General features: G+C 44.8%; 18 protein-coding genes and 2 pseudogenes. 2 read left to right on the top strand and 18 right to left on the bottom strand.

The genetic code is table 11. The features are described from left to right. Nucleotides 1-204: 204 nt before the first annotated feature. The 14 genes and pseudogenes from V9K67_RS09115 to V9K67_RS09175 all read right to left on the bottom strand — a co-directional run bounded on the left by V9K67_RS09115 (nt 205) and on the right by V9K67_RS09175 (nt 13,462). On the bottom strand, nt 205-1,128 hold the full coding sequence (locus V9K67_RS09115; RefSeq protein ID WP_336721663.1) for a thymidylate synthase: 924 nt from the start codon (nt 1,126-1,128) through the stop codon (nt 205-207). An 83-nt stretch (nt 1,129-1,211) separates the two neighbouring features. Further along, a complete protein-coding gene (locus tag V9K67_RS09120) occupies nt 1,212-2,210 on the bottom strand; it encodes a nucleotide kinase domain-containing protein (RefSeq protein WP_336721665.1) in 999 nt (332 codons plus the stop codon). A gap of 210 nt (nt 2,211-2,420) precedes the next feature. Next, nucleotides 2,421-3,077 carry a hypothetical protein gene (locus V9K67_RS09125; RefSeq protein ID WP_336721667.1) on the bottom strand — a complete coding sequence of 219 codons (657 nt, stop codon included), beginning with the start codon at nt 3,075-3,077 and terminating at the stop codon, nt 2,421-2,423. Nucleotides 3,078-3,464: 387 nt separating this feature from the next. Beyond that, nucleotides 3,465-4,409: a toll/interleukin-1 receptor domain-containing protein gene (locus V9K67_RS09130; protein WP_336721668.1), complete on the bottom strand. Its 945-nt coding sequence runs from the start codon at nt 4,407-4,409 to the stop codon at nt 3,465-3,467. Between the two features lie 231 nt (nt 4,410-4,640). Continuing rightward, nucleotides 4,641-4,841, bottom strand: a pseudogene (locus V9K67_RS27150) (phage integrase SAM-like domain-containing protein); the annotation flags it as partial. Between the two features lie 24 nt (nt 4,842-4,865). Then, entirely contained in the window at nt 4,866-5,405 is a 540-nt protein-coding gene (locus V9K67_RS09135) for a hypothetical protein (RefSeq protein ID WP_336721671.1), read from the bottom strand. 27 nt (nt 5,406-5,432) lie between these two features. After that, entirely contained in the window at nt 5,433-6,353 is a 921-nt protein-coding gene (locus V9K67_RS09140) for a relaxase/mobilization nuclease domain-containing protein (RefSeq protein ID WP_336721672.1), read from the bottom strand. Further along, entirely contained in the window at nt 6,350-6,730 is a 381-nt protein-coding gene (locus V9K67_RS09145) for a plasmid mobilization protein (protein WP_336721675.1), read from the bottom strand. The genes V9K67_RS09140 and V9K67_RS09145 overlap by 4 nt, the downstream gene beginning before the upstream one ends. A gap of 143 nt (nt 6,731-6,873) precedes the next feature. Then, on the bottom strand, nt 6,874-7,782 hold the full coding sequence (locus tag V9K67_RS09150; RefSeq protein WP_336721676.1) for a DUF8464 domain-containing protein: 909 nt from the start codon (nt 7,780-7,782) through the stop codon (nt 6,874-6,876). Nucleotides 7,783-7,927: 145 nt separating this feature from the next. Next, the gene (locus tag V9K67_RS09155) at nt 7,928-8,227 is read right to left on the bottom strand and encodes a helix-turn-helix domain-containing protein (protein WP_336721678.1); all 300 of its coding nucleotides are present in this window, start codon (nt 8,225-8,227) and stop codon (nt 7,928-7,930) included. Nucleotides 8,228-8,709: 482 nt separating this feature from the next. Continuing rightward, nucleotides 8,710-9,606 (bottom strand): hypothetical protein, encoded by an 897-nt coding sequence (locus V9K67_RS09160; RefSeq protein ID WP_336721679.1) that lies wholly within the window; start codon nt 9,604-9,606, stop codon nt 8,710-8,712. 403 nt (nt 9,607-10,009) lie between these two features. Then, a pseudogene (locus V9K67_RS09165) lies at nt 10,010-10,564 on the bottom strand (type IV toxin-antitoxin system AbiEi family antitoxin). A 36-nt stretch (nt 10,565-10,600) separates the two neighbouring features. Then, nucleotides 10,601-10,978 carry a hypothetical protein gene (locus V9K67_RS09170; RefSeq protein WP_336721680.1) on the bottom strand — a complete coding sequence of 126 codons (378 nt, stop codon included), beginning with the start codon at nt 10,976-10,978 and terminating at the stop codon, nt 10,601-10,603. A gap of 24 nt (nt 10,979-11,002) precedes the next feature. Further along, entirely contained in the window at nt 11,003-13,462 is a 2,460-nt protein-coding gene (locus tag V9K67_RS09175) for an RHS repeat domain-containing protein (protein WP_336721683.1), read from the bottom strand. Nucleotides 13,463-13,639: 177 nt separating this feature from the next. Here V9K67_RS09175 and V9K67_RS09180 point away from each other — a divergent pair, with 177 nt between their 5' ends. Beyond that, nucleotides 13,640-14,200 (top strand): plasmid pRiA4b ORF-3 family protein, encoded by a 561-nt coding sequence (locus tag V9K67_RS09180; RefSeq protein WP_336721685.1) that lies wholly within the window; start codon nt 13,640-13,642, stop codon nt 14,198-14,200. 370 nt (nt 14,201-14,570) lie between these two features. On the opposite strand, the gene V9K67_RS09185 is transcribed toward V9K67_RS09180, so the two are convergent. Together V9K67_RS09185 and V9K67_RS09190 are read right to left on the bottom strand one after the other, a co-directional pair. After that, nucleotides 14,571-16,241, bottom strand: coding sequence for an RNA-binding domain-containing protein (locus tag V9K67_RS09185; protein WP_336721688.1), 1,671 nt, complete (start codon nt 16,239-16,241; stop codon nt 14,571-14,573). 258 nt (nt 16,242-16,499) lie between these two features. Further along, nucleotides 16,500-17,735: a tyrosine-type recombinase/integrase gene (locus V9K67_RS09190; protein ID WP_489753311.1), complete on the bottom strand. Its 1,236-nt coding sequence runs from the start codon at nt 17,733-17,735 to the stop codon at nt 16,500-16,502. Between the two features lie 1,225 nt (nt 17,736-18,960). Here V9K67_RS09190 and V9K67_RS09195 point away from each other — a divergent pair. Continuing rightward, complete coding sequence (locus tag V9K67_RS09195) at nt 18,961-19,455, top strand: hypothetical protein (protein ID WP_336721692.1); 495 nt, start codon at nt 18,961-18,963, stop codon at nt 19,453-19,455. Between the two features lie 75 nt (nt 19,456-19,530). On the opposite strand, the gene V9K67_RS09200 is transcribed toward V9K67_RS09195, so the two are convergent. Continuing rightward, entirely contained in the window at nt 19,531-21,999 is a 2,469-nt protein-coding gene (locus tag V9K67_RS09200; RefSeq protein WP_336721694.1) for an RHS repeat domain-containing protein, read from the bottom strand. 170 nt (nt 22,000-22,169) lie between these two features. Then, a complete protein-coding gene (locus V9K67_RS09205; RefSeq protein WP_336721698.1) occupies nt 22,170-26,987 on the bottom strand; it encodes a RecQ family ATP-dependent DNA helicase in 4,818 nt (1,605 codons plus the stop codon). Nucleotide 26,988 lies beyond the last annotated feature (1 nt).

A 26,988-nucleotide genomic window follows, 5' to 3' on the forward strand; every position in this document is an offset into this window, starting at 1 on the left:
GGCTTGAATTATAAGCTTTGCTCGTTTTCTCTACTTTCCTGCAGTCCGGCTTCTTTTCAAAAAACGTATATTTTCATTGGCCTTCTAGTTTAAAACCATTTAAGCCGTCATGCCAAAGAAAGCCAAAGCTTGGTCTTTTGCAATAGAAAAGGTGCTATACCTTTGTCGGTTAGCATGAAGAGATCTCAACTCTTACAGATTAAATCATAAGTCTCCCCTCTGCTTCTCAAACTCTCGCTTTGCAATATTGTTCAAAGCGGGGTGCGCAAATGATAAAAGGCTTGTTTGTTTAACATTTTTCATGAAAAAAACCTTAGCCCAGTCATCAAAAAACTCATCATCAAATTGAACTAAGCTTTTTACTCTCTTTTCTCTTAGCTCTTCCTCATACTGTTGAAGAGCATTTAACTTTTCATCAAATTCCTTCAATGAGTTAAAACTTTTATTATACAAATACCCTTGGTCGCTCACTTCCTCTATACCTGCCAACTTCTTTACCCTCTCATACATAGGTTCATAATAATGAAGATTATCCACAATGTGGTAATAGGCCCCAACCTCAAGACCAATTATTTGGGCAAAATATTCTTGCATAAATGTAAAATTAAAAATATTAACCCCCCCTGCACCCCATACAAAATCATTTGACCGCATATGAACTATCACGTCTAACTTGCTCCCATTCCTTAAAAAATGAATACTTTTCGTACAAGGGAAGTCTTTTGTCTCTTTCATTTCTTGGCTTGAAGAAAAATAATCTTTTGCAGGGTCTAAAATCGTAAGAATTGCTTGACGAGTATAGGGATCTTTTAAAAAGCACTTTTCAATAAACTTAAATTGGTCTATTGAAATCGTTTTTCTGTTGTAAAAACCTTCCTCCTTACTAATATGGTCAACTTTATATTCATCAGAAATTCCGTTAAAATACCTAAGTCTTGGACCATACCCCCCACGCATAAATTTACCATCATCTGAATAGTTATACAGACTTCTTAGATAATGCCCAGGAAGAGCCATATCATTACGCCCAGCTGCTAGCCACAAAGACTCAGCAAATGCAAGACTGAAATTCCAGCCCCTTTCTGGCAAAGTGACAATTCGGGCCAGCGGGTTTTTTATCTTGATCATTACTGGATTTGGTATTTCATAGCAAATGTTACCACGAGTATACCTCCTTACTCCTTCCTTAAGTAATACATTGGACATGCCAACTAAAAAAGAGTTAATTCCTTCGTATTCGTTGTAGTACATTCTTTAATAAAATCGTTTAAATTCCATTTAGGGGGAAAAAAGAAAGCGATAGCTTCTTTCTTGGGACGAAACTTTTGCTTGATCCGTGTATTATCAACATGTAGCTCAGGAAGTTTTGCCCTAAGGTATTTATCACACTCACAAAAGCAATTCTGAATGTCTATCAGCTTGGGCTCTCTACCAAAGAGGCTTCTAAAGTTATTATATCCATATCGCTCCTGAAAAACTGTAAAATTATCCTGTGTGTATCTAATACAATCTTCAAATGAATAACTTCCAAAAGTTATAAAACATTTTTTTAAACCTCTTACAGCGCCAATGCCAGCCTTGACAAAAGAATTTTCATCAAAATTAATGACATCAGAATAATTAAAGTCGATAGCATATTGGTATGCCAAAAAGTCGCCTATAAAGGAGCACTCCAATAATATCTTATAAACGTCTTCAAGCGACTTAGCTAATGTTATTCTTTTCAATCTACCTTCTTTAATTAATTCTTTTTCAATCATCCTTAACCACTTTTCATGTTTTGACGAGAAAGCCGAATACTTTTCGTGAGTTCCAGTCATCATGTATGCTGAGTTAAAAATTGGAACACTGCTAATACGGTCTGCCAGCATTCTGGAAAGGATATCCACATTAAAGCGATTGACAGTAATAGCACCAAAGTTATTTGTCAAATACTCCCACGTTTCAACTTTATTAAATACTTTAAAAATTAGGATCTTTAAAAGCACATCCTCTTCATTTAGTCCATTGTTATCACCATAAATAACATCTTTTATTAAATATTGACTTATTCTATCTTGCGCTCTATAAACGTTTGTAAACTTATAAGTAGCTAAAATTTTATCGTCTGTCAAAAGATGATTTACTCCTTCATATCTTTTCCAGAATAAGTTCATCCTTTCTTGAATAAAATAAAAATAATACTGGAACGCTTCATCTCTAATTTTCATTTTCATTTAATATTAAATTATTTCTTTAATATATTCGATAATCTAATTTGGCTTGCCTTACTTAAATGCACTTGTTTCAGGGCCTGCACCTGCTTTTCATCATTCTCATAGTGGCTAAAAGAAATATTGCGAGGTGAACCCAATAATAATAATAATAATATCCATTATCCAATTTACGCTTTATTTGACATGACTTTATTGAGCTCACCTTCATTTTCCCTTAATTAATTTATCTAGCTGATCGGCATATTCAATCAAAACTCTATTTACCTCTTTCATGGAAGTAATTAAATTTTGAAACTCAGGGTACTTCTTTTGAAGTTCTTGAGGAGATAAATCTTTATTAACTGGATCCTCCTGTGCTTCCTTAAGCCATCTTCTAAATTTAGCCTGATACTCTGTTAAGTGTGGGCGTAGTCCCTCATTCAATATTTTCCTCGATAAACCAATTAATGCTTGTGTAGCATCATGATCCTTTAAATACTTTCCAGGTAGTGCTTTTAATTCATCCCTAATTATTCCAAATAATTCGTACCAAGAATTATAAATCTCCTCCACAACATCATTATTCTCATCGATTGTTATTGCAGCTTTTCGCGTGGTTAATTCAACGTAAATTCGATTAGCTATATATAGATTCTCATTGTTCCTTTCAACCTTAAACACTGCCTTAGGACTCCCAGATATTTCTACTTCAAGCGCATGCCAGTAAAATTGCTTAAGTAAGATTCTTCTAAGAAAAAGAAATAAAGAAATTAAAATTAAAACTATAATTATGAAGCTCCAATCACTCTCAAATGTAATTGAGGGCTTCCTTCTATCGAAAGACACCCTAATAATCTCATGTATTAAAGTTGAGTCCATCATATGAAAAATTTTTACAAGCATTAATTGTAAATCAAATCATGCTCAGTTTTAGTTTGCTTGTCGGGCGTTGCCCGAAGTATTTTAGTGATAAGTTTTTGAAAGTTTCAGTCTATAAGGATGTAAAAGTTTGGGGCCTTGCATGCACTTGTAGGCTGTTGAGCTAATGCAGCATGGTGCCTAACGGACAGGGCTTTTGGCTGTGCTGATATTCTACTCTCTATCCAACGCCGTACTACAGCCCGATAAATTAATGATGTTAAAGATATGCACTTGTGTTGGTTGTATTTAATCAGCGTTGTTAATGGTTGCCAACAGAGGCGAAACTAGTCTTCAGCCAGCATAGCAGAAAACCAATGTAAGTTGCATACTCTTCGTTTTCTTTTTTTATTACACCTTCTTTGTCAGAAGCCGTTTAAGTTCAACGATGTTTTTATCCCAATTACTTTCGTCGCTGAAGTCAAGATACTTTAGGCGCCTGATTATGTTGTCTATTGGCTCATCAAATTGTTCCCCTTTGTCAATAATTATTGGAATTATGTTCCGATTATCAGCAATACCCATAAACTGTGATAGCTCAAACTTTACCCATTTAGAATTAACTGAATCCTTGGAAATGACAGCAATTAAAAAATTACTTGCCCTTAAATTTTCTGAAATTGAATATTGTATATCGTCTCCCCCACTTATTTCCTTTTCATCAATCCAAAAATTCAAATCACTTCCTGAAAGTGTGGAAATAAGCTTTCTTACAAATGGCTTGTCAACAGACGAATGACTAACAAATATTTTTGATTTGGGTAGCTTGTGTGAAATAACATCCTTTAAATCTCTACCGATTGAGTAGTTATCAACAATATTCCGTACTCCAAAAGTCCTCATTAATATTCTTTCAAGCTCTCCTGTGTCTGTAGTTTGAGATGAGTAATAAATTGCTTCCTTCAGCTTAACGTGAAAGTTATTGAAGGTTGGTAATTCAAATCCTGAAAAAAAATTTGGCTCATATGATTCCCCTCGTTTTTCAAGTTTAAAGAAAACAAAAGTTGGATTTGTTTGAATTGGTATTCCTAACGCACGAAACTCATTAGCCATATATCGCATTTGGTCATCGGGAACCAAACTATCTTCATAAATGAATGGAGTGAAAATGTGAAAATTGGCTCCACTGTAAGAAGAAATTTGTTTTTTATAAGTCTTGAAGTAATCCACAAATTCAAAATCCATTGATGAGAAAAATGCAATCATAAACCTAGAGTCTTCAGGATTCAACTGTTCCTCATTAATTAATTTTACAACCTCATTAATCCATTTTTCTGTCGGATAGATGTACCACATAAAATTTGTTAGTTATGGTGAGTGTCATTTTAAAATCGCAGCCTATGGGCCTAGACTTAGCGCTGTGATGGTTTCCCCACCCCTTCAGTCTGGACCGCGGCCCCTAAATGTACAAAAGATGAGCATAAAATCTCAGCTTGGTGTGGTTCGCCCAATGGAAACTACTGACTAGCAGTATTCTTTCTGCCGAAAATAAAACCCTCACCCTGTCAATGCGCGAAGCCCCTGTATCTAGACGTGAGGCGGGTGCCTTGTAAAGGAGTCTGCCTGCAAGGGCGGATAGATGTCTTGGGAGATGATGCCTTCGGCAATGGCTTCGTTGAAGATGGTTCGGATCTGCCGCAGGTAGATGCCCACAGTGGTGCGCGATTTCCCCCGCTGGATCATCCAACGCTCGTAGGCCCGCAGGACGTCAGGAGCTATTCCCCCGAAAGCGACCTTGGTCCCAGTTACCTTTCATTTATTAGCACACAGTTTAGATTTCAGTGGTTGCGGCTCTTTTTTCTTGCTTTCATTCCAGACTTCTTCTAGAAACATCTTCCCGTCTTCCCTTTCCATACTGTACAGCAGTTGCCAAGCCTTCTTATAGGGAAGGTTTTTATTTGCCTCGAAAGACCAATGGAGCTCGACTAATAGGAAAAAGATAACTAAAGATGCTAACCCGCCTATATACAGCAATTTGAAGTACTGCAATGCCTGTCCATCGGGGAAGAGTAAGAAACGCTTGTTCATCGTAATTTCCTTAGGCTGGGATTCAATACTCCACCGAAGTGCCCTTACCTCCTTAGTAATGGCTGCTTCCAGTTGGGAAATATCTAAAGGTTCCGGCTTGGACACTAGTACGGTAGCCTTTAACTCCAGTAAATATTCTTCCATTGTTTGTACTTTCTCCAAAAGCTGGCCCATTGCTTCACCCTCCTTTTGCTTTTGGCCGTTGAGGGATTTTTGCTCCTGCAGGATTTCCGTAAGCACCGTATTTACGATTTCGTCGTTCATAACGCTTGATTTTAAAGGTTAACTGATTCACCGGCGGAGAGAGGGGCCCTTACTTTGCCCCTGCTGCCGGGACTCCTGTTGTTCCATTTTCCTGGATATATTTTCTCCACGGGTGGACTGCAAAAGATCTTTAATAATATCTCGTTTCTTTTCCAGCCCTTGGTGCGGATTATGCTGAGCCATGCCGAGTCCTTGCTCCAACTGCCGTTTCTGCGCCTGCTGCTGCAGGATCTTTTCCACCTTCCAGAGCGGGTAGCCCAGCTCGCTCCCTTTTACCTTTACGGTCTTGGGATCAACAATAGCGAGGCCCCGGCCCTTGCAAACTTTATAGCCTCTCTGCTGCATGTTTTGCCGAAATTCTTCCAGGCTCCTGGAAATAGCCAGGCAGCTTTCCACCTGCTTCTGGATTGCTTCCTTTCGCTGGTCCAGCCGCGGAAGCAGCCGCTGTTCCGGCGAAAGGAACCTGCGGGGACTCAGTACCTGCCGGAGCCGGTACTTCCTTTCCATTTGCCGGCAATAGGCAGCCACCTTGCGGTAATTATGGCTATCCTTGACCACCTTTCCGTCAAAGCCGATCCGGTTTGCAACAATGTGCACGTGCTGATGGCCTGTATCCATATGCTTCACGGCCAAATACTGGTTGTGCTCAAAACCAAGACTACGGGCACACTCCTCCACCATATCCATGAGCTTTGCCTTCTCCAATTGTTCTCCTGGCGAAAGACTCAGAGCCACGTGGAGCACCGGGACCTTCACTCTATGATTCAAAGCCCGGACTTCTTCAAATTGCTGGGTCAGTTCCTGCTTGTTTCCAAAGCACTGGTGAAACAGTAGGACCTCAGCCCGGTTCCGGAAGGCGATTTCTTCCGTTTTTTCCAGCTTCTTGTCTTCCAGGCAATAGCTGATACACCCGTAGAAAGAGCAGCCGGTTGAGATTTTCCCGATCATCGCAAATAGTTTTTAACGTCCCCGGCCAGTTGTTTTACCAGCCCCGAGAGGTATAGCAGCTCGGCCCGCTCCAAGGCATTCAGCTCGTCGTTACTATTCCGCTTTTTGGCGATTTGGTTGAGGTTGGCGGCCAGGTGGTTCAGGGTAGCCTGGAACAGCAGCACTTCCTTGGGAAGAACCTTTTGCCACCTGTCAACCTGGCTTTTAAGCCCCAATTCCCGGAGGAATTCCGAAACTGTAAGGTTCACGGCCCTGGCCTTGTGTTCGATAACCTTTTTTTCCAGGAGGCTGCACTTGACCCCCAAGAGCTGGTTCCGCGGGATGGCTTTTCGTGGCCGTCCTCCTTTATCAGGATTATAGTTGGTAGTGTTTTTCATCGTTGCCGCTTTAAGGGTGAGGCCGGTTCAGCGCCACCCGTATTTTTTCTTTTCACCCGCCCTTTCCTTTTGAGCTGGCAGCACCAGGGCAGGGCGGAACAGGTTTTCGTTTAACCATAACATAGCTGGCTATCCTGCCGCGCCTAAAGACATCTTCCTTGCCGGAGCGACTTTTTCGGACTTTGGCCCTGGTCGAGGAGAAACTCGTTCAGGTCTTTGAACTTCCCATAGCGGTGGCTCTGGTCAGTGTAACTTAGGCCATACCCCAGTGCCTGTTGTGTGGCTTTTACCCCGGCCGGGTCTCGGTCCAGGCAAAGGTGGTTCGCAGAATGTTTTTCCATCTGGCTGCGTGAACGATCCAGGAAGGAGAGGGAATTGAGCACCAGAAAATTTGTCAGGCCCTGTGCCTCCATAGGGTAGAGCACGTGGTAGGAAAGGAAGTTGAAGAAGCCTTCAAACACCGTAAGGCGGGATGCTCCCAGACCGATGAAGCTGGTATCCTTTGGTGCGCTGCACCCCTTGAAGTAGTTGTTGCGCAGCTCGTAGCCGCCGGCATTGTTGGGAAAACCGATGGCAATATGCCTTTTCCCATACAACTCAAATACCACCTCGTGGCAGTACCGGGCAGCTATCTCCCTGGGTATTTTCCTTCTTTCAAGGTATTGAAGCAGGTGAATGGAACGGAGCTCCCCAATTTCAACGACCCTGATCTTTTCCATTCCTGCTTCAGTGCCCTCCAGGGTTTTAACGGGCGGGTGAAAAGAAAAAGAGAGATTGCGGTTACCCGATAGCTTTTGGAGGAGCTCGGATACAGGGCACTTGTGGTACAAAACGCCGAAATCGATGAGATTGCCTCCTTTGCCGATGCCGTGGTCGTACCACAAGTTTTTTTGGCGGTCGACTTTAAAGGAGGCTGTCTTTTCTTCCCTTAGGGGAGAACAATACCAATAATCGGAATGGGTAATCTTTTGGGGTTGGTAGCCCAGGGATGCCAGGTAGTCTACCAGGTCAAGCTCCCTGGCTTGCCGGCAGGAAAAAGTTGGGAGGCTCATAACGGCTCATTTTAGAGGTTTGTTGAAAAGGGCAGGCTTCCTCCGGGCGCCCGGGAATACGGCGCCTTTATAAGGATTAAGAACTTTGAGAGCTATCTTCCAATGATACAAATACACGGATGCGCCCAGTTGCCCTTTCCCAGGATCAGGAAGAGGGAAATTGCGGGGCAAAACGGCTGCGGCAGCTTTTTACGTACTCCAGCACTTCGGAGCGCTGGAAATACACCCGACCGTTCAGTTTGTAGGAAGGAAGTCCCTTCTTGGCCCAATCGTTCAACGTAACCAGAGAAACACCCAGCAGGCGGGCGACATCCTTGCGGGTAATAAGTGGCTTCTCCCCATCCGGTTCCAGCTTATTAATAAAAGTGCCTTCCAGGCATTCTTCCACCACTTCCCGGATCCATTTTTTAAACTCGATTTCTGTTGGAATGAATAAGGTGTCCATAAAAAAAGTTTTATGGCGTAAAACTGGGAAAGGAAGGCAAAGAAGTCAATGATGGATTAGTCATGGATTTATATTAACTGATTATCAACAACTTACGATACATAAAGGGAGGTCGTCACGCAGCCCATTTCATATCCGCATTCAATAAAGAGGATATTGGAAAGGGAATAAATAAAGAAAAGGGCAGGTTCCCGGAGAACCACCCGCTAAAGAATCCCGTTCTTTCATAGTGGAAACACTTTACCGGTGGAAAGGATATCCTTGCCGGTTTGGGTACTTTGAAAAAGCCATGATCCATGCTATCCTTATAAAAACAGCGCCTCGGCGGGATCCCGGGTGCTTCACTATGCTTTTGCAAATGCAAATAAGGATCAGCCCGGCAATTTGCAGTTGTCAGTAAATCTTTCTTTCAGTTTGTTGGGAGCGTCAACCTTAATAACTGTCCTTCCAGGCCGGCGGTAACTTACCTGTTGAAGCCAGCACTATTGAGCCCCATAAATGAATGCAATTAGCGCTTGCTCCAACTGCCTGATTGGTTCGGAATGAGAACTTCTGATAACCTCTGCAGCAGCGGCGACTTCCTTTTCGATAGTATTGTTTCTTTTACCGGAAAAGGCCTTGAAATGTAGGCGCATCATACAGGCCAGGTCCCGGTTCGTCATAGCCCGAAAAAGCGGCTCACCCTTGGCTCCTCCCTTCGGCGCCCTAAGATCACGAAGCAGGACGAACACCTGTAAGATTTTTTCCAGATGGTTGTCGTTATTTAGATCTATTTGCCCAATGTCATAGCCCCTGGTCATGTCTTCCAGTTTTGCCTCGGCATTGGCTACCATCGTTTCAATGCGCTGGTTCATGCTATTCCAGTCCTCATTTACTTTAACAAAGCCCATAGCCCCATTACCATCATTTCCTACAACACCTCGAATTTCGATATCCCGGCCGTTCAGACCTGCAGGATCACCTGTTCTTTTAACCTCTTCGGCCCGCTGTCGCTCCAGTTGTTCGCTCGTCCATTTCAGCATGCGGCAATAGCCCGATTGGAGTTCGCGGTCATGCTTGCGCTTTAACCGCTCCGAAGCTTCATAGTGGAGGAACCGTACAAAGGCGGCTTTGTCCGGATAGAGGTTGTAATGAAACTCGATGTATTCCACTATGCCATACCCTTTATATTCAATGGTTTTATTGAATATTTCGTTGTAATAGCGTTCATTGAAAGGCTCCCTGGAAAAATAAAGATAATGATCGGGCCGGTATGGTCCGATCCGGTATTGGAAAAAGGGAGTAAAGTCATGCCGGGAGAACAAAGTACTCCTGAATCCAAAACTGGCCAGCATATTGCGCAGGAACTCGTTCGAAAATAACTTTTCAAGCAGACTCATAGTTAATAATTTTAGTATATAAATCTAAAATTATTAGCATTAATAAAAAATAGGACCTATAAGGCGATCATAAAATCCGGCAATAAATTCCGCGCAAACGTAGTAAAATCAATAGCTTACAAATGTATTCACATTTTAGCGACAAGCATCCACCTTGCAGTGGCGAAACAGTAAATGCAAGGATATAACCTGGAGTTTCGACGAGCTCCCATGTACAATTGCCTGTCTTAATAGGCTTTAGCTGAACAGTTTCACCCCGATTTAAAATTTAAGGATATCCTTTCTTTAATCCAGTTGAGCATCACGTGCTATGGCGCCGACTAAATAAAAGTCAACGCCATGCTGCCGGAATACGCGCTCCATTTCCTCGAGCATGCCCACAACAACCAAGGCTAATAGGCTATCAGTCATCTTTTAAAATAAGTGCCTCGATCTTTTCTGCCGTTTCCCTGTTTCTGCTATCAAGGCTTGTTGCCAGTTCTGCATAAGCAAGTAAAGGCGGAACCGTTTCAGGTGCGGGCTTGGAAAGATCCATCTAATCACTCCAGAAGGCTTCCATCATTTCAACAGGGCCGTTCTCATCCTGCACCAGCCTCAGCTCTTTCATCAATTGCATTTTGGGGTAACGGGTATACAGGGTAAGCTTTACCGGCTTCAAATAACCTGTCAGCAAAGCAGCCGCGGCCGCACCGCCCCAGGAGAAATGATCCGTGGGGAGGGTTTCCCAATGCTCAATCCCCTCCCGGCCGGAAAACCGGAAGGTTCCCAGCTTCAACTTTGGCCGCAACACCGAAACGAACAACGCCACCCACCTTTTCTGTAAATCATCCCTTTTTTCAAAAAACAAGCTGCCATCACGGCTGTTCTGTACATATCCTTCCCTTTTCAATTCATCTATAAAGGGGCCAATATTGCCTAATGCAACCCCACTGACGATATCTCTTCCAACAGTTTGCACAAAGTATTACACACACCCGAAAACTACCGAAGCATTTTATTTTCTTTGAATGGGAATTTGCTTCCAACCAGAATCTGGAGCATCATTAATTTCAGAACGCACAGGATATTCAAACAATATGTTACTCAAGGTTGGATCTTCACTTGAAAACTCAACAATAAAGCGTTCACCGAAGGCTATTTTCTGGCTTCTTTTCTTTGCATTATATCCTTCATAATCGTGGCTCATGTATGAAAACTTATAGTGGTAATGAACACCATTCTTCAAGGAAGAAGTCTTTTTAAACACCACACCTACAGTATATCGCCTGTCCGCATCCAACTTCTTTTGCCTACGATACGGATTATAGAAAGCAAATACCAATATTGATATTGATATCGTGTATAGCAAAAAAGTGGTTACTTTTCTAATCATACAAATTTATGATTGACTTTTCAATTATTCTGTTGCCGTATTAATTGAATTACCAATTGTGCTGGTAGCAAAATAAGTTTTATCCATGGATTTGTTTAACATATTGCGACCGTTAAGAAGCGTTCTTAAAGTTGGTAAACTCGAATTCGAGGGTATTCCTAACCCATTCAAATAATCAATTGATGAATTTACTTTTGATAATTTCCCTTGAATAGAAGAAGTAAGCCTATTGCCAGTATAACCCATGAGCGTACCTACGCTCATTTCAAATAAAGCACGTCCGAAAGTTTTTGATTCGCTATTTAGCACTCCATTTGCCCCGCTTTTTGAAGAATAACTATACAGTGAAGCAATTCCATTATTTAAGCCAACAGTTAGAATAGAGTTGCCTGGATTTCCAAATGCAACTGCCAGGGATGTTGCATTTACATCTGTAATTACATCCCAACCTCGTTTTCCTCCTAAATAATTTCCAAATGCCTGTGAGGCATAATCCCAACTTGCACTAACTAGGCGACTTTTAATTCCTGCCGATGCTATTTCCGGTGCAGCTGGAATCCCTACACATATAGCTGCAGGGGTAAGTAAAACACCTGCCATAATATAATGTAAAGACCTATCTTTCATTATCTTATCGCTTTCTATTTGGTTTGCCGTTTGATACTTATGCCAACTACCATTTGCCCTTTTAGGATCTCTGCTTTGTATCAAAACTGATTGGTCTTTTATACCCTCCTTATGTTTCCAATACCATCTTTGACCATCATTTCCTTCATGAATAAACCAATTCCTATTAGTGGCGATATCATATACATTTTCAATTCCAATAACTCCCAATTGAGGATCGTCATAAGTCGAAATAGTTGTTATATTGTGTTTCCATCTTTCCACCCGACTTTGCGGTTCTCCACCATCTAAATCCGTATTACGAACTGGGTCATTCCCCGCAAATTGATAGGATGAATACCATGGGTAATCCCTATATAATGGATCCACACTTAGAAACCTCCCCAGCCTTGGATCATAGATGCGCATGCCGTAATCCTGCGCACCGGTCTCCCCATCATTTTCCTTTCCGTTGTATCCATATCGGTATTTATCTTTATTATAGCTGCGGCCCTCCATGGGGCTCCCAAAAGGGGAATAATCCACGGCACTGATCACTTCTGGCTCGTAGTGTTCTACCTGGCCATCGCCATTCTTGTCCACGCCTGTCCTGCGGTCTGTTACCACTGCCACCACATTGCCCCGGTGATCAGTGAGTTCATAACGCTTATAGCCTGTGGTAATATGGAACCGCTCTCCTCCAATCCACCGGAGTTGGCGTTTTCCCCAGGTACGAGCACCGTCCATGCTTTCTTGTACCGCCATCATGCTTTCATTAGGCATCATGAGTCGGCTGATACAGGCCTGCCAATGCCGCTGCCACCGCACCGCCTGCCGCCATTGGAGGTATCTTTGCCCTTCATCCACAGTAGAAGCATTTTGTACCATACTACCCGATGAACCTCCCTGTTTCGCTTCCGCCGAATCCAGGTATGTCGTTATCCCTTGCAACTGCCATTCCAGCCAGCCTCGGTAAAGCACAAAAGGATTCGTCTTCAGGCCCAGCATTTTACTTATTCCTTCTTTCTTTATCGGGAAAGAATCGACCGAACCGTTTTTGTCATGAATAAATATCATTGCCTTCGCTCCGGATATTACTGCCTTTTCCACCGGGCTGAAGGGGTTTTGATTAAAGTATTCACCCCAGGCTGAGTCCCCGGATCCACCGGTACGGCAGGCGCCGGCTTTGTAGGAAGGCGAATGCAGGGAGCGGCGCACACTGTCAGCTAAATCATACACCATGATCTCATGGCGAGTGTTCACCAGTTGTTGGATCATTTCCTGGCGGCAACGGTCCAATACCAGCAGCTTTTCTAAAGAGGTTTTGGCTTCCTCTACTACAGGGTTATTAAAATAAGGACTTCGGTTTTGCTTTTTGGCAGCCTCAATTCCATGCAACTGTAATTCCCGGGTGGCTTGGTTTATTTGATCAATATAGGAAGCCCTGTAGGCGGTATAGAATTGGAAGACGTCCCATTTCTTTTCCATTACAACGGCTAGGTATTCATCTTCCTTTAGAAAAACAAAGTCGGTTACCTTTCCATAACAAGTAAAGAAATAAGCGATGCGGCTTTGCCTGTCCACAGCGCAGGCCACTACAAGAGCATTGCTTATAGGATTGGAAAAAACTTCCAGGTTTTCTGCTTGCTCCTTGTCTATGGCTCTCAGCACAGGGTGCTCAAACGGCGGCAACGCCATTAACTTTATCAAGCTGTCCACTAAGGCATAGTGCCTCTGACGCTCCGCGGTGAGGTCTTGCTGATGAGCAGCGGCAACATTCCTACCTGTTGGGGCTATGGGCTTTTGTCCAAAACCTGCAAAGGAAAGCAACAGGCAAAGCAACACCGCCAAGGCATTGCGCATGGTAAGGGCAGCCATAAAAGAAGGGAATTGCAGAACAAAATAGTAAAATTTATTTTAATAAAGTTGTCATATACCATTTTGTTTTATTTTATTGACTAGGATCAACAAGAGCTGCGCGCCTTTTTCCATTTCACCTACACCATCCAGAACATGTTTGAAATGTCGTAACGCTTGTTGGAATAAATTTGCCTTATGGCTCTTCAGTTCAAAATTCAATTGCTGGAAGTGGATAACCCGCCGGTCTGGCGCAGAGTTGTCATTCCTGAACATTTTACTTTTATGCGGTTTCACCACGTGATCCAGGAAGCCTTTGGCTGGGAAAATTCCCACCTTTTCCTGTTCTCACCCGAAGGCTGGGGCTCGGAGCCCAGCATAGGAATGGTAAATACCGAAGACCCGGATGATAATACGCTCGATAGCAAAAAAATAAAGCTTTCCCGGGTATTTAAAAAAGAGGGGCAGACATACACCTACATTTATAATATGGGCGACGACTGGCTGCACGGCATCTGGCTGGAAAAGATTACCGAAGAAAAGCTGCTGAAAGCCGATTGCCTGGATGGCAGCGGCAAATGCCCACCGGAAGATTGCGGCGGTTCTCCCGGGTTTGAGGATTTTAAAAGGACCATGGCTGATCCTAAACATCCAGAACATAAGGAACTGAAGGAGTGGCTGGGCCTGTCAAAACGGCAAAAATGGAACCCAGAAGAATTTCACCTGAAAAAGACCCAATCTGCCGTAAGAGCAGTTTAATTACTGCCTGATCGATAAGCCATAGATTACAATCATTTTACCATACAATACCTTTCAGCTTAATAAATCGTCCGAATAGGCACTTCATTGAAAACAATAAGCGATTTTAGAAACCGTGTTTTATTTCGTTCTCAAACAAAGAACCATTTTTAACAAAATAAATAGGAGGGAAAAGCGGCAGCCTACAATGAATAATCAAATGTTGCCACAGGAAAGCAAAAAAGCTATGTCTGGCAGGAAAAATAGCCAAACCACCTCAATAAACTCAACATAAAACATTGATTATAAGAGATTTAACTCAAAGCCTCTTATAATCCTCTTATAAATCTCTTATAAATCTCTTATAATCCTCTTTTAGACGCTCCGGCCCTTAATCGCTCATTAGCACCCATTTAGATGAGGTATCTGAGCCCTCATTTACAATAACCTTTTTCTGCCTTAGCTCGGAAATAAGATTGGTAATTTTAATCTTCTTTTGCTTTTCGTCATATAAATCCGAAAGCTTATCCCACAAAAGTTCCTCAATATCCTTACGAGATAAGGAGCCATGATCATTTAAAGCTTTAATGATCCAATCAAAATAATCCTGTTTATTAAAGGCTTTATTTCGGGTGTAGGAAGCTTTTTGTCCGGTGGCTTGAGCTACATTTACAGAAATAATAATATTGGGCCTTTTTCCTTCTATTAACCCTTTATCTCTAAGATGTTTGATCTCTGCATCGCTCAATGTTTTTCTTTTCTGCACCTTGTCAAGCATAATAATTTCATCAAGGCTCAAATCAGGTCTCTTTGCCAGCAGTCTTGCAAAATCCATATCTAACACCTTTCCTATAAGCGTTGCTTTCACTTTTCCACCTTGCAAATCATAGTCAGGCATAGGAAAGAATCGCTCTCTTTGTAAACGAAACATCCTTTTTATGCCACTACCCACAGTATCAATCATATTGAAATTCACCATTGCCTGTGCAAGGAAATTATTACGATAATAGCTTGGAGGTTCATCACTTTCAATAACCGTTTCAACGGAGCCAGGTAAAAACTCCCCCTGGTTAGTAAAAATCAATTGTGCATCTTCCCGCTCCACAACATTAATTCTACCACCCAAGGTATAATCCTGGTGACAGATGCAATTGCTCAAAGCCTCCTTTATGTTGAAGGGGTCATACTGATCGACCTCATCCGGAAATAAAGTCCCATCCGTAATATACCGGTACTTTAGATTCCTTATCTTACCATATACTTCATTTATAGCAAGGATAAAGGGACAAGTAAAATGTTGATAGTCCTTTTCTACATTGTCTTTATCCTTTAACACCCATGTTATCCTGGCAATAGCAGGTGCTATATAATGCTCTGATTCGGGCTTGCCTAAAAGAATAATGGCAGTTCTGGTAAGCTTGCTATTAATAGCAACCTTGGCTTTATTTAAAAAGGTGGGGATATCCCAACTATCAACTTCGTGAGCTAAACGGGGATTTTTAACTTTAAAGTTTTCCCTGGCGGCTATTATAGCGCTGGGGTCTAAATCGTCAATAGTAGCATCAGGACAAATGCCGGCACTCCAATCTACACGTGTAGCCTGCTTTCTGATGCGTTCTATTTCTTCCAGGTTTAGCGGAGACAACTCTTCGCCATCCCTGCCATAATAATGTCCATCCCAAGCTATGGGCATCCCTTTAGGAGCGGCAGGGATAGAAAACATTACGACCCTGCCTTCAGCCAGATTTAATTCATATATTTCAATAAAGGTTAAGCGGTTGCTTGTTTTCTTTGCGACCTCGCCTTTCAAACTGTCCAAATGCGAACGGCTTTTACTACGATAGTTAGAACCAACAATACTTCTCTTCTTGTCCTCTACACCGAAAATCAGCCAGGCATCTTCCTTGCCTTTCAGATTAGCTTCATTCGATAACGCGCTGAAATATTTACCCAGCTTATTAAAATCATAATCGTTCTTTGCCTCTTTAAACTCCACCACCTCGCTTTCTGAAGGCAGAGAACGAAGTTCTGCTAGCTTTTGGATGAGTTGCTTTTCTGTCATTCTAATTTATCAACTAATCTTATTATAAAAAATTATCACCCCATAAAATGAAATAGCTATATGCTTTCCCTTTTATCTCCGGCTACGCCAAAGAGCTGCATCGATCATTGTGTCAAAATAGTGTCCGCAAAATAATATTTATTCCCGAATTCCGGTTTCTCCAGCATCACCCTGCCCACCCATAGAAATTGACCTATATACAGTTACAACACTTGGAATTGGCAATCAAGATTGTTTCGAACTCTGCATTTAAACCGCTTACACCACCCGCATCGGCACCTCTTTAAAGGCCAGCAGTGATTTTGAAAAATGCTTCTTCATTTCGTTTTCAAAACTGTCCAGGTAATTCTCGGTGGTGCGAACATTGCTGTGGCCGAGGCATTCCGAAATAAACTCAATGGAAGCACCGGAGCGCTTCAGCACGGTGGAAAAGGAGTGTCGGGCTGCATACGTGGTGAGCGTCTTCTCGATACCCAGCTTTTCCCCAATCCGTTTCATATTTCTGTTGGTGAACTGGACGATCTGTTCGATGTTGCGGTCCTGCCGGACAACATCTGCTCCGGGATCAATAATGGGAAAGATGAAGGAATCCCTAACGATGGGCTTGTTGCCCCACCTGTTGATGATGCGCTCCATATCACTATTGATGTACACGCTGATGGGTCGGGGATTGGCCCGGCTGGTGAAGATGGTCTTGGCCCGCTCGAAGATGATGTACTCGTCCTGGATGTTCCGGTAGCGCAGCAGGGCCAGGTCCTTGAAATTGATGCCATTGGCAAAGTAGCTGAACATCCACAGGTCCCGGGCCATTTCCTCGCTGGTACCGGGCTCAGCCTCATAATAATAGATTTTTCCGATCTCCGCAAGGGTGAGCGCCTTTTTGACGTTCCGGCCGGTGGGTACCACGTACTTCCGTTTGCCGAATGGATAGATGTCCCGGGAGATAAGGCCTTCCGCAATGGCTTCGTTGAAGATGGTACGGATCTGGCGCAGGTAAATGCCTACCGTGGTCCGCGATCTTCCGCGCTGGATCATCCAGTGCTCGTAGGCCCGCAGGAAATCAGGCGTTATTTCCTCGAAGATGATCTTGGGCTTGAACTTCAGCATGCTGTTCATGGCCGTCTGGTGGCTGGCCGCATTCCCCATGCGTCCCTGCTTTTTCAGTTCATCGATGTATTTCTCACAGCTGTATTTGAAGAAGTCACCAAGGATAGGGCGGTACTGCATCCTCTTTTCAAAACCCGCGAACGTAAAGGGTTTAACCTGTTTTACCAATTCCTGGGCATGCACCTTGGCAGCTTCCAGTTCATTCATTACTTCCTTTAACTTGGACGGGATCCTTTTCCCTGACAGCGCATTAAATTCCTCCCTGGTAAGATCAATATCGGTTAAGTAGTATTTGGTTTTGCGGCAGTAGTTCACACGTAACTTAACGGGATATTTCTTATTTTTCTTTTCACGTCGCGTGTCGTGGTATAGGGCAACACTGATCATACGCACTCGTTTTTGAAGTTAAAAGACGGCTTTCATATACTTAATTTACCAAAGTTTTTTTGATAATTTAACGGTCTCGATTAGGGTTTACAAATTTTTAGGATACCCTAAAAAATTTGCAATCAATTTGCAATCAAAAGGCAAATAAGAGGGGAAAACCGGCATAAAACGAAGTTAAGCCAATTCTTATGAAACGCAGGCAGGATAAGCATTTCGCTTAATTTAGGCAAAGTAGCAAAAAAGTTCTGAAAGGGGCTGTTAATCAGAGTGCAAATCACTTACTTTATGTATTATAATCGTTCATGTATAACCGTAAACAAACGGCACATCTTTCATTGGCTTTTTTGAAGTCACAAGCTAGGTATTTAATAAACATAGGCCGGACCTACAATTTTAATATATAACTGTCCAATAGTTCACAAATAAATACCATCACTAGCGTTTTGATGTTTAGGAACGAAAACCTTTGAAACGCTTGCTGGTATTAAGTTTTGAAGGATTATCGCCCTGCAACGATTTGAAAATTTTCCACTGACTTTTTAAAATTCAAATCATTGATAATCAACGTATGAAATTTCTGTTTTTTAAACATCAAAACGCTAGTGAAATACCATTAAAATTAAGCATGTGATACGCTTATGCCAATTCATTAGGGTAGCTAAGAAAAAAAATATTCTTAACTACTTTTAACCCAAGTATTACCTAAATTTCTTTTAGCTGCATCGTCATTATTCATCATCTTCTGCCAGACCAAACCATTAACTGCACCTGCTAAATTAGTTTTCCCAATCAATTTTTTCCCAATTGTAAGCATTTCCTTGCCAGCCCATCCGAAGGGAGCAGCTTAATGCATATTTATGCAACAGCTTAAACCAGATCAGTATTATAGCCGAAGAGTGAAGAAAGAATTACAATACCGAAGGGCAGCACAAGGCCAAAGCTACCTTCCGCTACTTATTTGCAACAGGAAGCATATCCAAAAGTAAAGGGAAGGCTCTCAGCTTTATCCAAGATCGGCAAAGGAAAATTACCCAAAAATTGAAGTAAACCGTATAGTAAATATAGCAATGGTGAAACTCATTAAAACAAACTAATTTTCTATACCCAACGTTAGTATAATTCAGAGAGCTGGAGACTGTAAAATATTTAAATTGCATAAAGAAATCTTAACTGCCTTTCCCCTTGGGTAACTCCTTTTGATTTATTAAACTTTAAATCAAATAATATGCAGACCACGGACTTTGCACGCGGAACAAATGAACTCATTGCCAAACAAAATGGCAAAGGACTTATTATTCTTGCAGTTTTACCTTCAATTGGCCTTCTCACTATTATTTTCAATCCAAACCATACAATTTCCTGGTATACGAAGAACCCATTTGGAGCAGTATTTCTTATTAGCACGCTATTCATCCTTACTGCTTACCTATGGAATAAAATTTTAGATACAGGCGTAAAATTAAAGGTAAATGAGGAGGGCATCTGGACAAAAAAGCACGGATTAATTAATTGGCAAAACATTTTTACCTATCAACTCGAAAAAAGGTTAGGGAAGACAGTTACTTACAACCTAAAATTGGAAACTAAAAATCCAGGAAGGTTAATTGTTTGCGACCTTACCTTTTTGGATAAAGACTTCTTTGAAATAAAAGAATCGATTGAATTAAACGCAAAAGGCTATAATATTCAATTTTTAGGAATTTTAGAGCATGAGTATTAAGCAACATGCCTCATTTAAAGGAGTTTGCAATAAGCTGTTATCAGATACAATACCTAACTTCATCCGCACTTCTGATTACGGCGGTTTTTCTGTGTAATTTGCAAGGCCATTTCCAACACCTCCCGTAGTTACACTGACTCCAACACCTACCCCTTGATTTGTTTTTATCATTTTCTGCAACGATGCTGAAAGCGGACTTCCTTTACCCATTAAACTGTTTACATGATTAAATCTTGCGGCCAAACTTTGACCTTTAAGATCTATCCCCCTAGTCGCTCTGCCTGCTAATGTTCCTACAACGAATTGAATAGCTGCAGTTGTAATACTCTTACCGCCTCCAACACCATTATATCCTACTGAAGTAGAAAAAGAGAAGCCATTACTAACGACATTATTAAATGCGAGCCTCTTCCACGTAGATCCAGAATTAAGGCCTGCGAATACAAGGGAAGTAGCATTAATATCAGTAAATGTCTCTGTTAAACTTTTTCCTGATAAATAATTACCGACAACCTGAGCTCCATAGTCTACTCCTACGCTTAGCATTCTTTCCCCTACAGATGCGGATGGAATTGAACTTATCGCTGCTGTAGCTGCTGGAAATAAAGCCGCAATTGCCGGCAGAGCGATAAGTGATCCGGCCATTATTTTCTCAAAGGAACGATCATTGAGAATTTTTCGTGCTTCAATTTTATTTCTGGTTTCAAATTTCTCCCAAACCCCATTGCTTTTTCCTTCCCTGTTAGAGCTAATATATTCCATTTGATTGGCGCCTGGATTATGCTTCCAATAATAATATTGCCCGTCATTTCCCCGATGTACAAACCAACATCGTTCAGTCACTTTGTCAAATACTGCAGTGTAAGCAATAAAGCCTAATTGCTTATTATCACTATATGCCTCCCAAGTAGAGCTTCCTCCTCTTATGGATTCAATCGTTTGATCAACCCAACGCTCACGATAATCCAAAGGTTCACCACCATCCAAGTCAAGGTTCTTTATAGGGTTCCCTCCTGCAAACTGGTAGGTAGAATACCATGGAAAATCCTTGATCAATGGATCTGTTGATAGGAATCTACCCAGCCGTGGATCATAAATGCGCATTCCATAATCCTGCATACCGGTTTCGCCATCATTCTCTTTTCCGTTAAATCCAAAACGGTATTCGTCTTTATTAAAGCTCCTGCCCGCCATTTGAGTACCAAAAGGCGCGTAATCTATGGCGCTGATGATTTCCGGTTCATAATATTCTACCTGGCCATCGCCATTCCTGTCTATGCCGGTACTTCGGTCCGTGACCACGACCACCACATTGCCCAGGTGGTCGGTGAGCTCAAAGCGTTTTTGACCCACCAACTTGTGAAACCTCTCACCACCAATCCAGCGGAGTTGGCGCCTTCCCCACGTACGGGCACCGTCCATGGTTTCCTGTACAGCCATCATGCCTTCATGGGGCAGCAGGAGCCGACTGATGCTTTCATGTAAGTGACGCTGCCACTGCACTGCCTGCCGCCATTGGCGGAACTGCTGGCCCTTATCGATAGAAGAAGCTCGCTGCATAGGGGCTTCAGCAGTATTCTCCAGCTTTATTCGTATCGAATCCAGATAAACAGCTAGTTCCTGTAACTGCCACTCCAGCCATCCCCTGTACAGCACAAAAGGATTTGTTTTGCTCGACAGCATTTTACTTACCCCATCTTTCTTTACTGGGAAAGAATCGATCACACAGCTTTTGTCATAAAGGAACACTAAGCCTTTTTCTCCGGATACCACTGCCTTTTCTACCGAACAGAAGGGATTTTGATTGAAGTATTCTCCCCACCTAGCTGAGTCGGCGGCCCCTCCGGTACGGAAGACGCCGGCTTTAAAGGCAGGCGAATGCAGGGCTCGTCGTACACTGTCGGCCAGATCATACACCATGATCTCATGTCGGACATTTACCAATTGCTGGATCATTTCCTGGCGGCAGCGGTCCAGCACCAGCAGCTTTTCCAAAGGAGTTCCGGCCTGCTGCACTACCGGGTTATTAAAATAAGGACTCCTGTTTTCCCTTTTGGCGGCTTCTGCTCCATACAACTGCAATTCCCGGCCGGCCTGGTCAACCTGGTCAATATAGAACTGCTGGTAAGCCGAATAGAATTCAAATACGTCCCGCTTCTTTTCCCCGACAATTGATTTGTACTCTTCTTCGTTCAGCAAAACAAAGTCGGTCACCTTCCCAAAGCAGGTAAAGAAGTATGCGATCCGGCTCGGCTGCTCTATGGCACAGGCCACCACCAGGGCATTGGGGGTATAATTGGAAAAGAGGGCCAGGTTTCCGGTTTGCTCTTTATAGATAGCCCGAAGCACCGGGTGCTCAAAGGGCGGTAACGCCATCAGCTTCACGAGACTGTCAACCAAAGCATGCCGCTTTTGATCCGCCGCTGCCAAGGGTTTTTGAATAGTTTTTCCTGTTGCACCTTCAGGCTCTTGGCCCAAGCCCAAAAAGGAAAGCAACAGGCAGAGCAATACCGCCAACGCGTTGCGCATGGTTAGAGGAACCATAAACGACAGGATTGGAAAACAAATTAACAAGATTATTTATAGAAAAATAACCCTATGCCTTCCTACTTCATTTTATTGACACTGATCAACAAAAGGCGCTCTTGGGTTTACCTACTGCCCGGATTCAACATTCACCAGCGCATTTTCTATTTTACAACTGCTCATAAAGGTTATCGCTTCAGCACTAATTCCGGCAACAGTATCTGTGTTTCCTGGGTGTCGCCCTGTCCCTTCCACCACACGCAGAAGTTTACCTTTGCCCCATAAGGCCTGTAACCCATCCGGCTATATCGCTCCATGTTTTCTTTAAACCCTTTGGAAAACTGCACTACCAATTCGCCCCGGTAATTGACCAGGCCATCTTCGTTAATTCCCAGGTCGTCTCCGCTATTCAACGCTTCTATCCGGCGTTGAACGCATTTAAAATAACCCAGGTTAACATCGTTGTGTGATAGTACGCAGGATAGGAACTCCGGAACCTCGTACGTTCCCACATCAATACTGTAAGTAAGGTTGTCCGCTACGAGGGTTTTCAGGTAATCGCCATTGTAATGCACAAAAAGATTATTCTTCGCCCTTGTCAATCCTACATAAAAGAGGCGCAGGTTTTCTGCAGACGCTTCCGCTGAAAAACGGTTCAGCAGCATAAATACATTGTCAAATTCTTTGCCCTTGGCTTTATGAATCGTAGACACATAAATCACGTCGCTTTTGATACGGAGGAAATCCTCAAACCGCGACTCCATTAAAAAGGTTTTCCAGTCACTCCGGTATTTATGTTCGGGGTGAATGCTTTCAAACGCCTTTATGACCGAGAAACACCCCTCCCGTTTGTTGCTGCCCCTGAATACCTTATACATCCGGTCTTTGGCAGTTGCCCAATCCTCCTCGCTGATTACCGGCGCCTCTTCCTGCTTGTTGAGCAAGTCCGTGAAAAACCGGAGCTCTTTGAGATTGTAGAGCGGAAACCCTTCGTTGCTTTGAATGAGCCGTGCTGCAAACCCATATTGCACCAGTAGGCCGGTGATGTGCACGGCCTCGTCATTGGTCTTGGTCAGCACACAGGTGGAACCGGAAAGCTCCGCTTTTCTGATATCCTCGACCAGGGGCGTAATTAAATGGGTGCCCTTATATTGAACGATCCTGACGCCACCGGTATCTTTCCGGACCGGCCGGATCGGAAGCTCTTTGAGCCGGTTGGGGATTTTCTGCGCCCATTGGTTGGCAATGGCCACCAGCGAGGTGCCGCTCCGGTAGTTATCGAGCAGCGGATGTTTGGTTGCCCCCTCCCGGATCAACTCCATCAAAAAGCGGGCATCCGAGCCCCGGAAGGCATAAATATTCTGGTCGTCATCCCCCACGAAAATGACCCGTAGCTCCTCGTTGCGCTGGCGCAGGAGCTGCACCAGCCGGTACTCGTCCTCGTTCATGTCCTGGGCTTCATCCACTACCAGCACCGTTTTGGTGATCCGGCTGGGATCGATATCGCCGTTGCTTATCTTTTCCAGCGCCAGCCGGATCACCCCCTCTGCCTGCGCCAGGGAACCGGTCTGCCCCAGCAGGTCAAAGCAATAGGAATGAAAGGTTTTGATTTCTACAAAATGGGCCGCATTGCCAATCAGGTCGAGCAGGCGCTTTTTAAATTCCGTGGCCGCCGCCCGGGAAAAGGTGAGCATGAGCAACTGCTCGTGCTTGACATTTTCCGTCAGCAGCAGGGAAGCCAGCTTATGCACCAGCACCCTGGTCTTGCCGCTGCCCGGCCCCGCCGCCACCACGATGCGGTCGCTTTCCTTATCCAGGATAATCTTATGCTGCGCCAGGGAAAGGGAGGCAAACAGTTGGCGGAATTTTGCCGGGGTCAGTGTCCGGCTGATATCTTGCTGTCGGTTGCCCGGGAAGTATTTGTTCAGGAAAGAGGTATAATTGAGCCGGAAATAATCATCCACGAACTGCAGGGCCTCGCCATAGTTCTCCTGCATCTTGCGGGCATACTCGCCGACAATATGGATCTGCTGCATGCGGCTTTCGTAAAACTGGGCCAGCTTGCGGTAATCCTCCTGCTTGTATTTGACAAAATTGCTTTTCTCCAGCCGGTGCAGGGTCAGCTTTTGGTAAATGACGAGAAAGCCGCCTTCAATTTTGATGGCTTCGATCTGCGACAGGTAATACAGGGTATCCTCGATATCGTCCAGGGAAAATTCGCCTTGAAAAAGGCCGTTATCCCCCGCAGCCGCCTCTTTTAGTTCCTGGACGGAGAACTCGATCAGCACCTCGTCCGCCGCCTTTTGCGCCTGGGGCAGCGCCTGGACCTTCCCATACAGGTAGTCCACGACCAGCCGGGACAGGAAATGGCGCCGCACCAGCTTCTGCTGCAATACCGCCTTTGTCTGGCAGAGCGCCAGGGTAATATGGTGCTTCGACTGCTCCTGGTACTCCCGCTTGACCCAGCTCTTCACGCACCAGAAGTTCAAAATAGTTTTGATCTTGTTGGGCGTCACATCCCGGCAGTCGGCCTCCCTGGCCTTTTCCAATAATTCTTTGAGGTTATACACGCCGGCGTCTTCCTCCAGCCGGGAAAACAAAAAACTTTCCAGCGCCCGGTACTTTTCCGCCAGCACCTGCGACCGGTTGCTGCTCTCGCCCTTTTTGATAAAAGCCGTCAGATCCTTCGTATTCGCCAGTATGTGTTCGTCCCGCAGCAGGTTCACGATGCGGATAACCTCCTCGCGCTGCAGCCCCAGGTGATCGGCCATATAGTCCACCCTCGACTCCGCCGCTTCGTCCGTTTGCAGCCGCTTGCTTTTGCTGGAAAACAGCTTTTTGATGACCCGGTGCGCCTTCTCTTTGTCGCCTTCGGCAAACCGGTCCGAGGCATTGATCTTTTCAATGGCCTCCTGGGCCGTCCGCGAAAGGATGCTGCTGGCAAACACCTGCGGCATGTTCTGCCCCCTTTTGACATAGCCCCCCTCTTCCAGGGCCGCAATGGCGGTGGTCACCCGTGTTTCGATATCCCTGATGCTGTCGTCCCAGCCGGCCTTGCGGGCGATCTCCAGGGCGGAACTATGAATGCTTCCCCTGCGCTGGTCCAGCTCCTTGATGCCCTTCCAGACCTGGTTGATCTCCTTGCTGTTTACTTTCGACTGGTTCAGCAGCAAAAAATGCTTGTCCAGGTCTTCTTCGCTGAACAGGACATAGCAGTCAGCGGAAATATGTTCGCTGCGCCCCGCCCGGCCGGCTTCCTGCACGTAGTTTTCCAGCGAGTCGGAAATATTGTAGTGAATGACCAGACCCACATCTTCCTTGTCCACCCCCATGCCGAAAGCCGAAGTGGCCACCATGATACTGACGTCGCCATTGATAAAGGCATCCTGGTTTTTTACTTTTTCTTCCTTGTCCATCTTGCCGTGGTAGGCCAGGGCCGCAAAGCCATCCTCGCTTAACCGCCGGGCCAGCTCGTAGGCCCTCCTGGTGCGGGAAACGTAGATGATGGAGGGACAGGATTTCTCGGCCAGCAGGCGCCGCATCTCCGCATACTTTTCCTCCTCGCCGTCCCGTTCGAATACCTTGTAGTGGAGGTTGGTACGGGTGGCATTGGCGCGGAACACCTTCAAATCGAGGTCCAGCTTTTCCTTAAAGTAGGCACAGATGTCTTCCACCACTTTCTGGCGGGCGGTGGCCGTAAAGCAGGAAACCGGGATTTTCGCCCTAAGCCCTTTTTTTAGCTGCAGCGATTTAATGAAGTCGCCGATGTACAGGTAATCCACCCGGAAGTCCTGGCCCCAGGAGGAAAAGCAGTGGGCTTCGTCAATAACGAAACGGGCAATCTTCCGCCCCAGGAGCAGGCGCTCGATGGTCACCGAGCGGAGGGATTCCGGCGAAATATAGAGGATGTTGGCCAGGCTGGTGTCCGGCTCCAGGCCTTCCACCCGCCTGATGGCCTGCTGCCGTTCAATGGGATCCAGCAGCCCGTTGATGGTGACGGCATCGGAGATGCCTTTCTGCAGCAAATTGTCCACCTGGTCTTTCATCAGGGACTGCAGGGGCGAGATGACCACGGTCAGCCCCTTGGTATTGTTCCCGGCCAACAGGGCCGGGATCTGGAACGTCAGGGACTTGCCGCCACCGGTGGGAAACACCGCCAGCAGCGACTGGTGGTCCAGGGCGGCCCGGACCGCGTTTTCCTGCAGCGGCTGCCCACCGTAGCGGCGAAAGTCCGCATAGCCGAAATAGCGTTGAAGGGCAACAATGGGATCCCAGGACCGGCGGCACCAGGAACACCCCTGGAGGCAGGGCCTGCCCCGCAGGAGATACAGGACCCGCTCCACGTCCGGGAACTGGTGCAGCACCCAGGGAGGAGTAATGGAATAGCGGTCGTTGGCGTGGACCAGCGAAAGGCAATAAGCCAGGGCAATGGGCGCCTGCCGCAGCAGGTCCGTTAGCGGGGCACGTTCACAGATCTTTTCCTGGAACACCGACCGGATCTGTCTTTCGAGCTCTTCTTCGCTGATGGGATGCCCGTAATCCAGGTAGCGAAAGAAGCCCGAAAACTCGAGGCGATGGTGCAGCAGGCTGAAATAAATAGTTTTCAGGGGCTCCTCCAGGCTTTGGAAGGCGGCCACCTCATCATAGAATAAATCCCGGGCTTTTCTGCAGTCGTTGACGGGGTTGTTCTGCTCTTCGGAAAAAAGCTTTTCATCCTTCAAGAGCCGGTGGTAGGGATGGGTGGGAAACAGCAGGGGAGAAAGGAAAAGGGTATCGATGGCGTTGGTCCGGCCGAACTCCAGATTTCCCGAAAACTGCCGGATGGCAGGAAGGTCGTGGTTCAGGATGTTATGGCCGCAGATAAAGTCAGCGCCGCTGGCAAACTGGAGAAATTTCCGGACCGAGGCGTCATGAAAAGGAGTGCCGTCCCATTTTAACGCACCAATATCGGCAATGGAGGCAGTTTTCACATCCGTTTCCAGGTCAAAAAAGAGAATCGTTCTCATG

Source organism: Huijunlia imazamoxiresistens, from assembly GCF_037132455.1.
GTDB lineage: Bacteria > Bacteroidota > Bacteroidia > Chitinophagales > Chitinophagaceae > Flavisolibacter > Flavisolibacter imazamoxiresistens.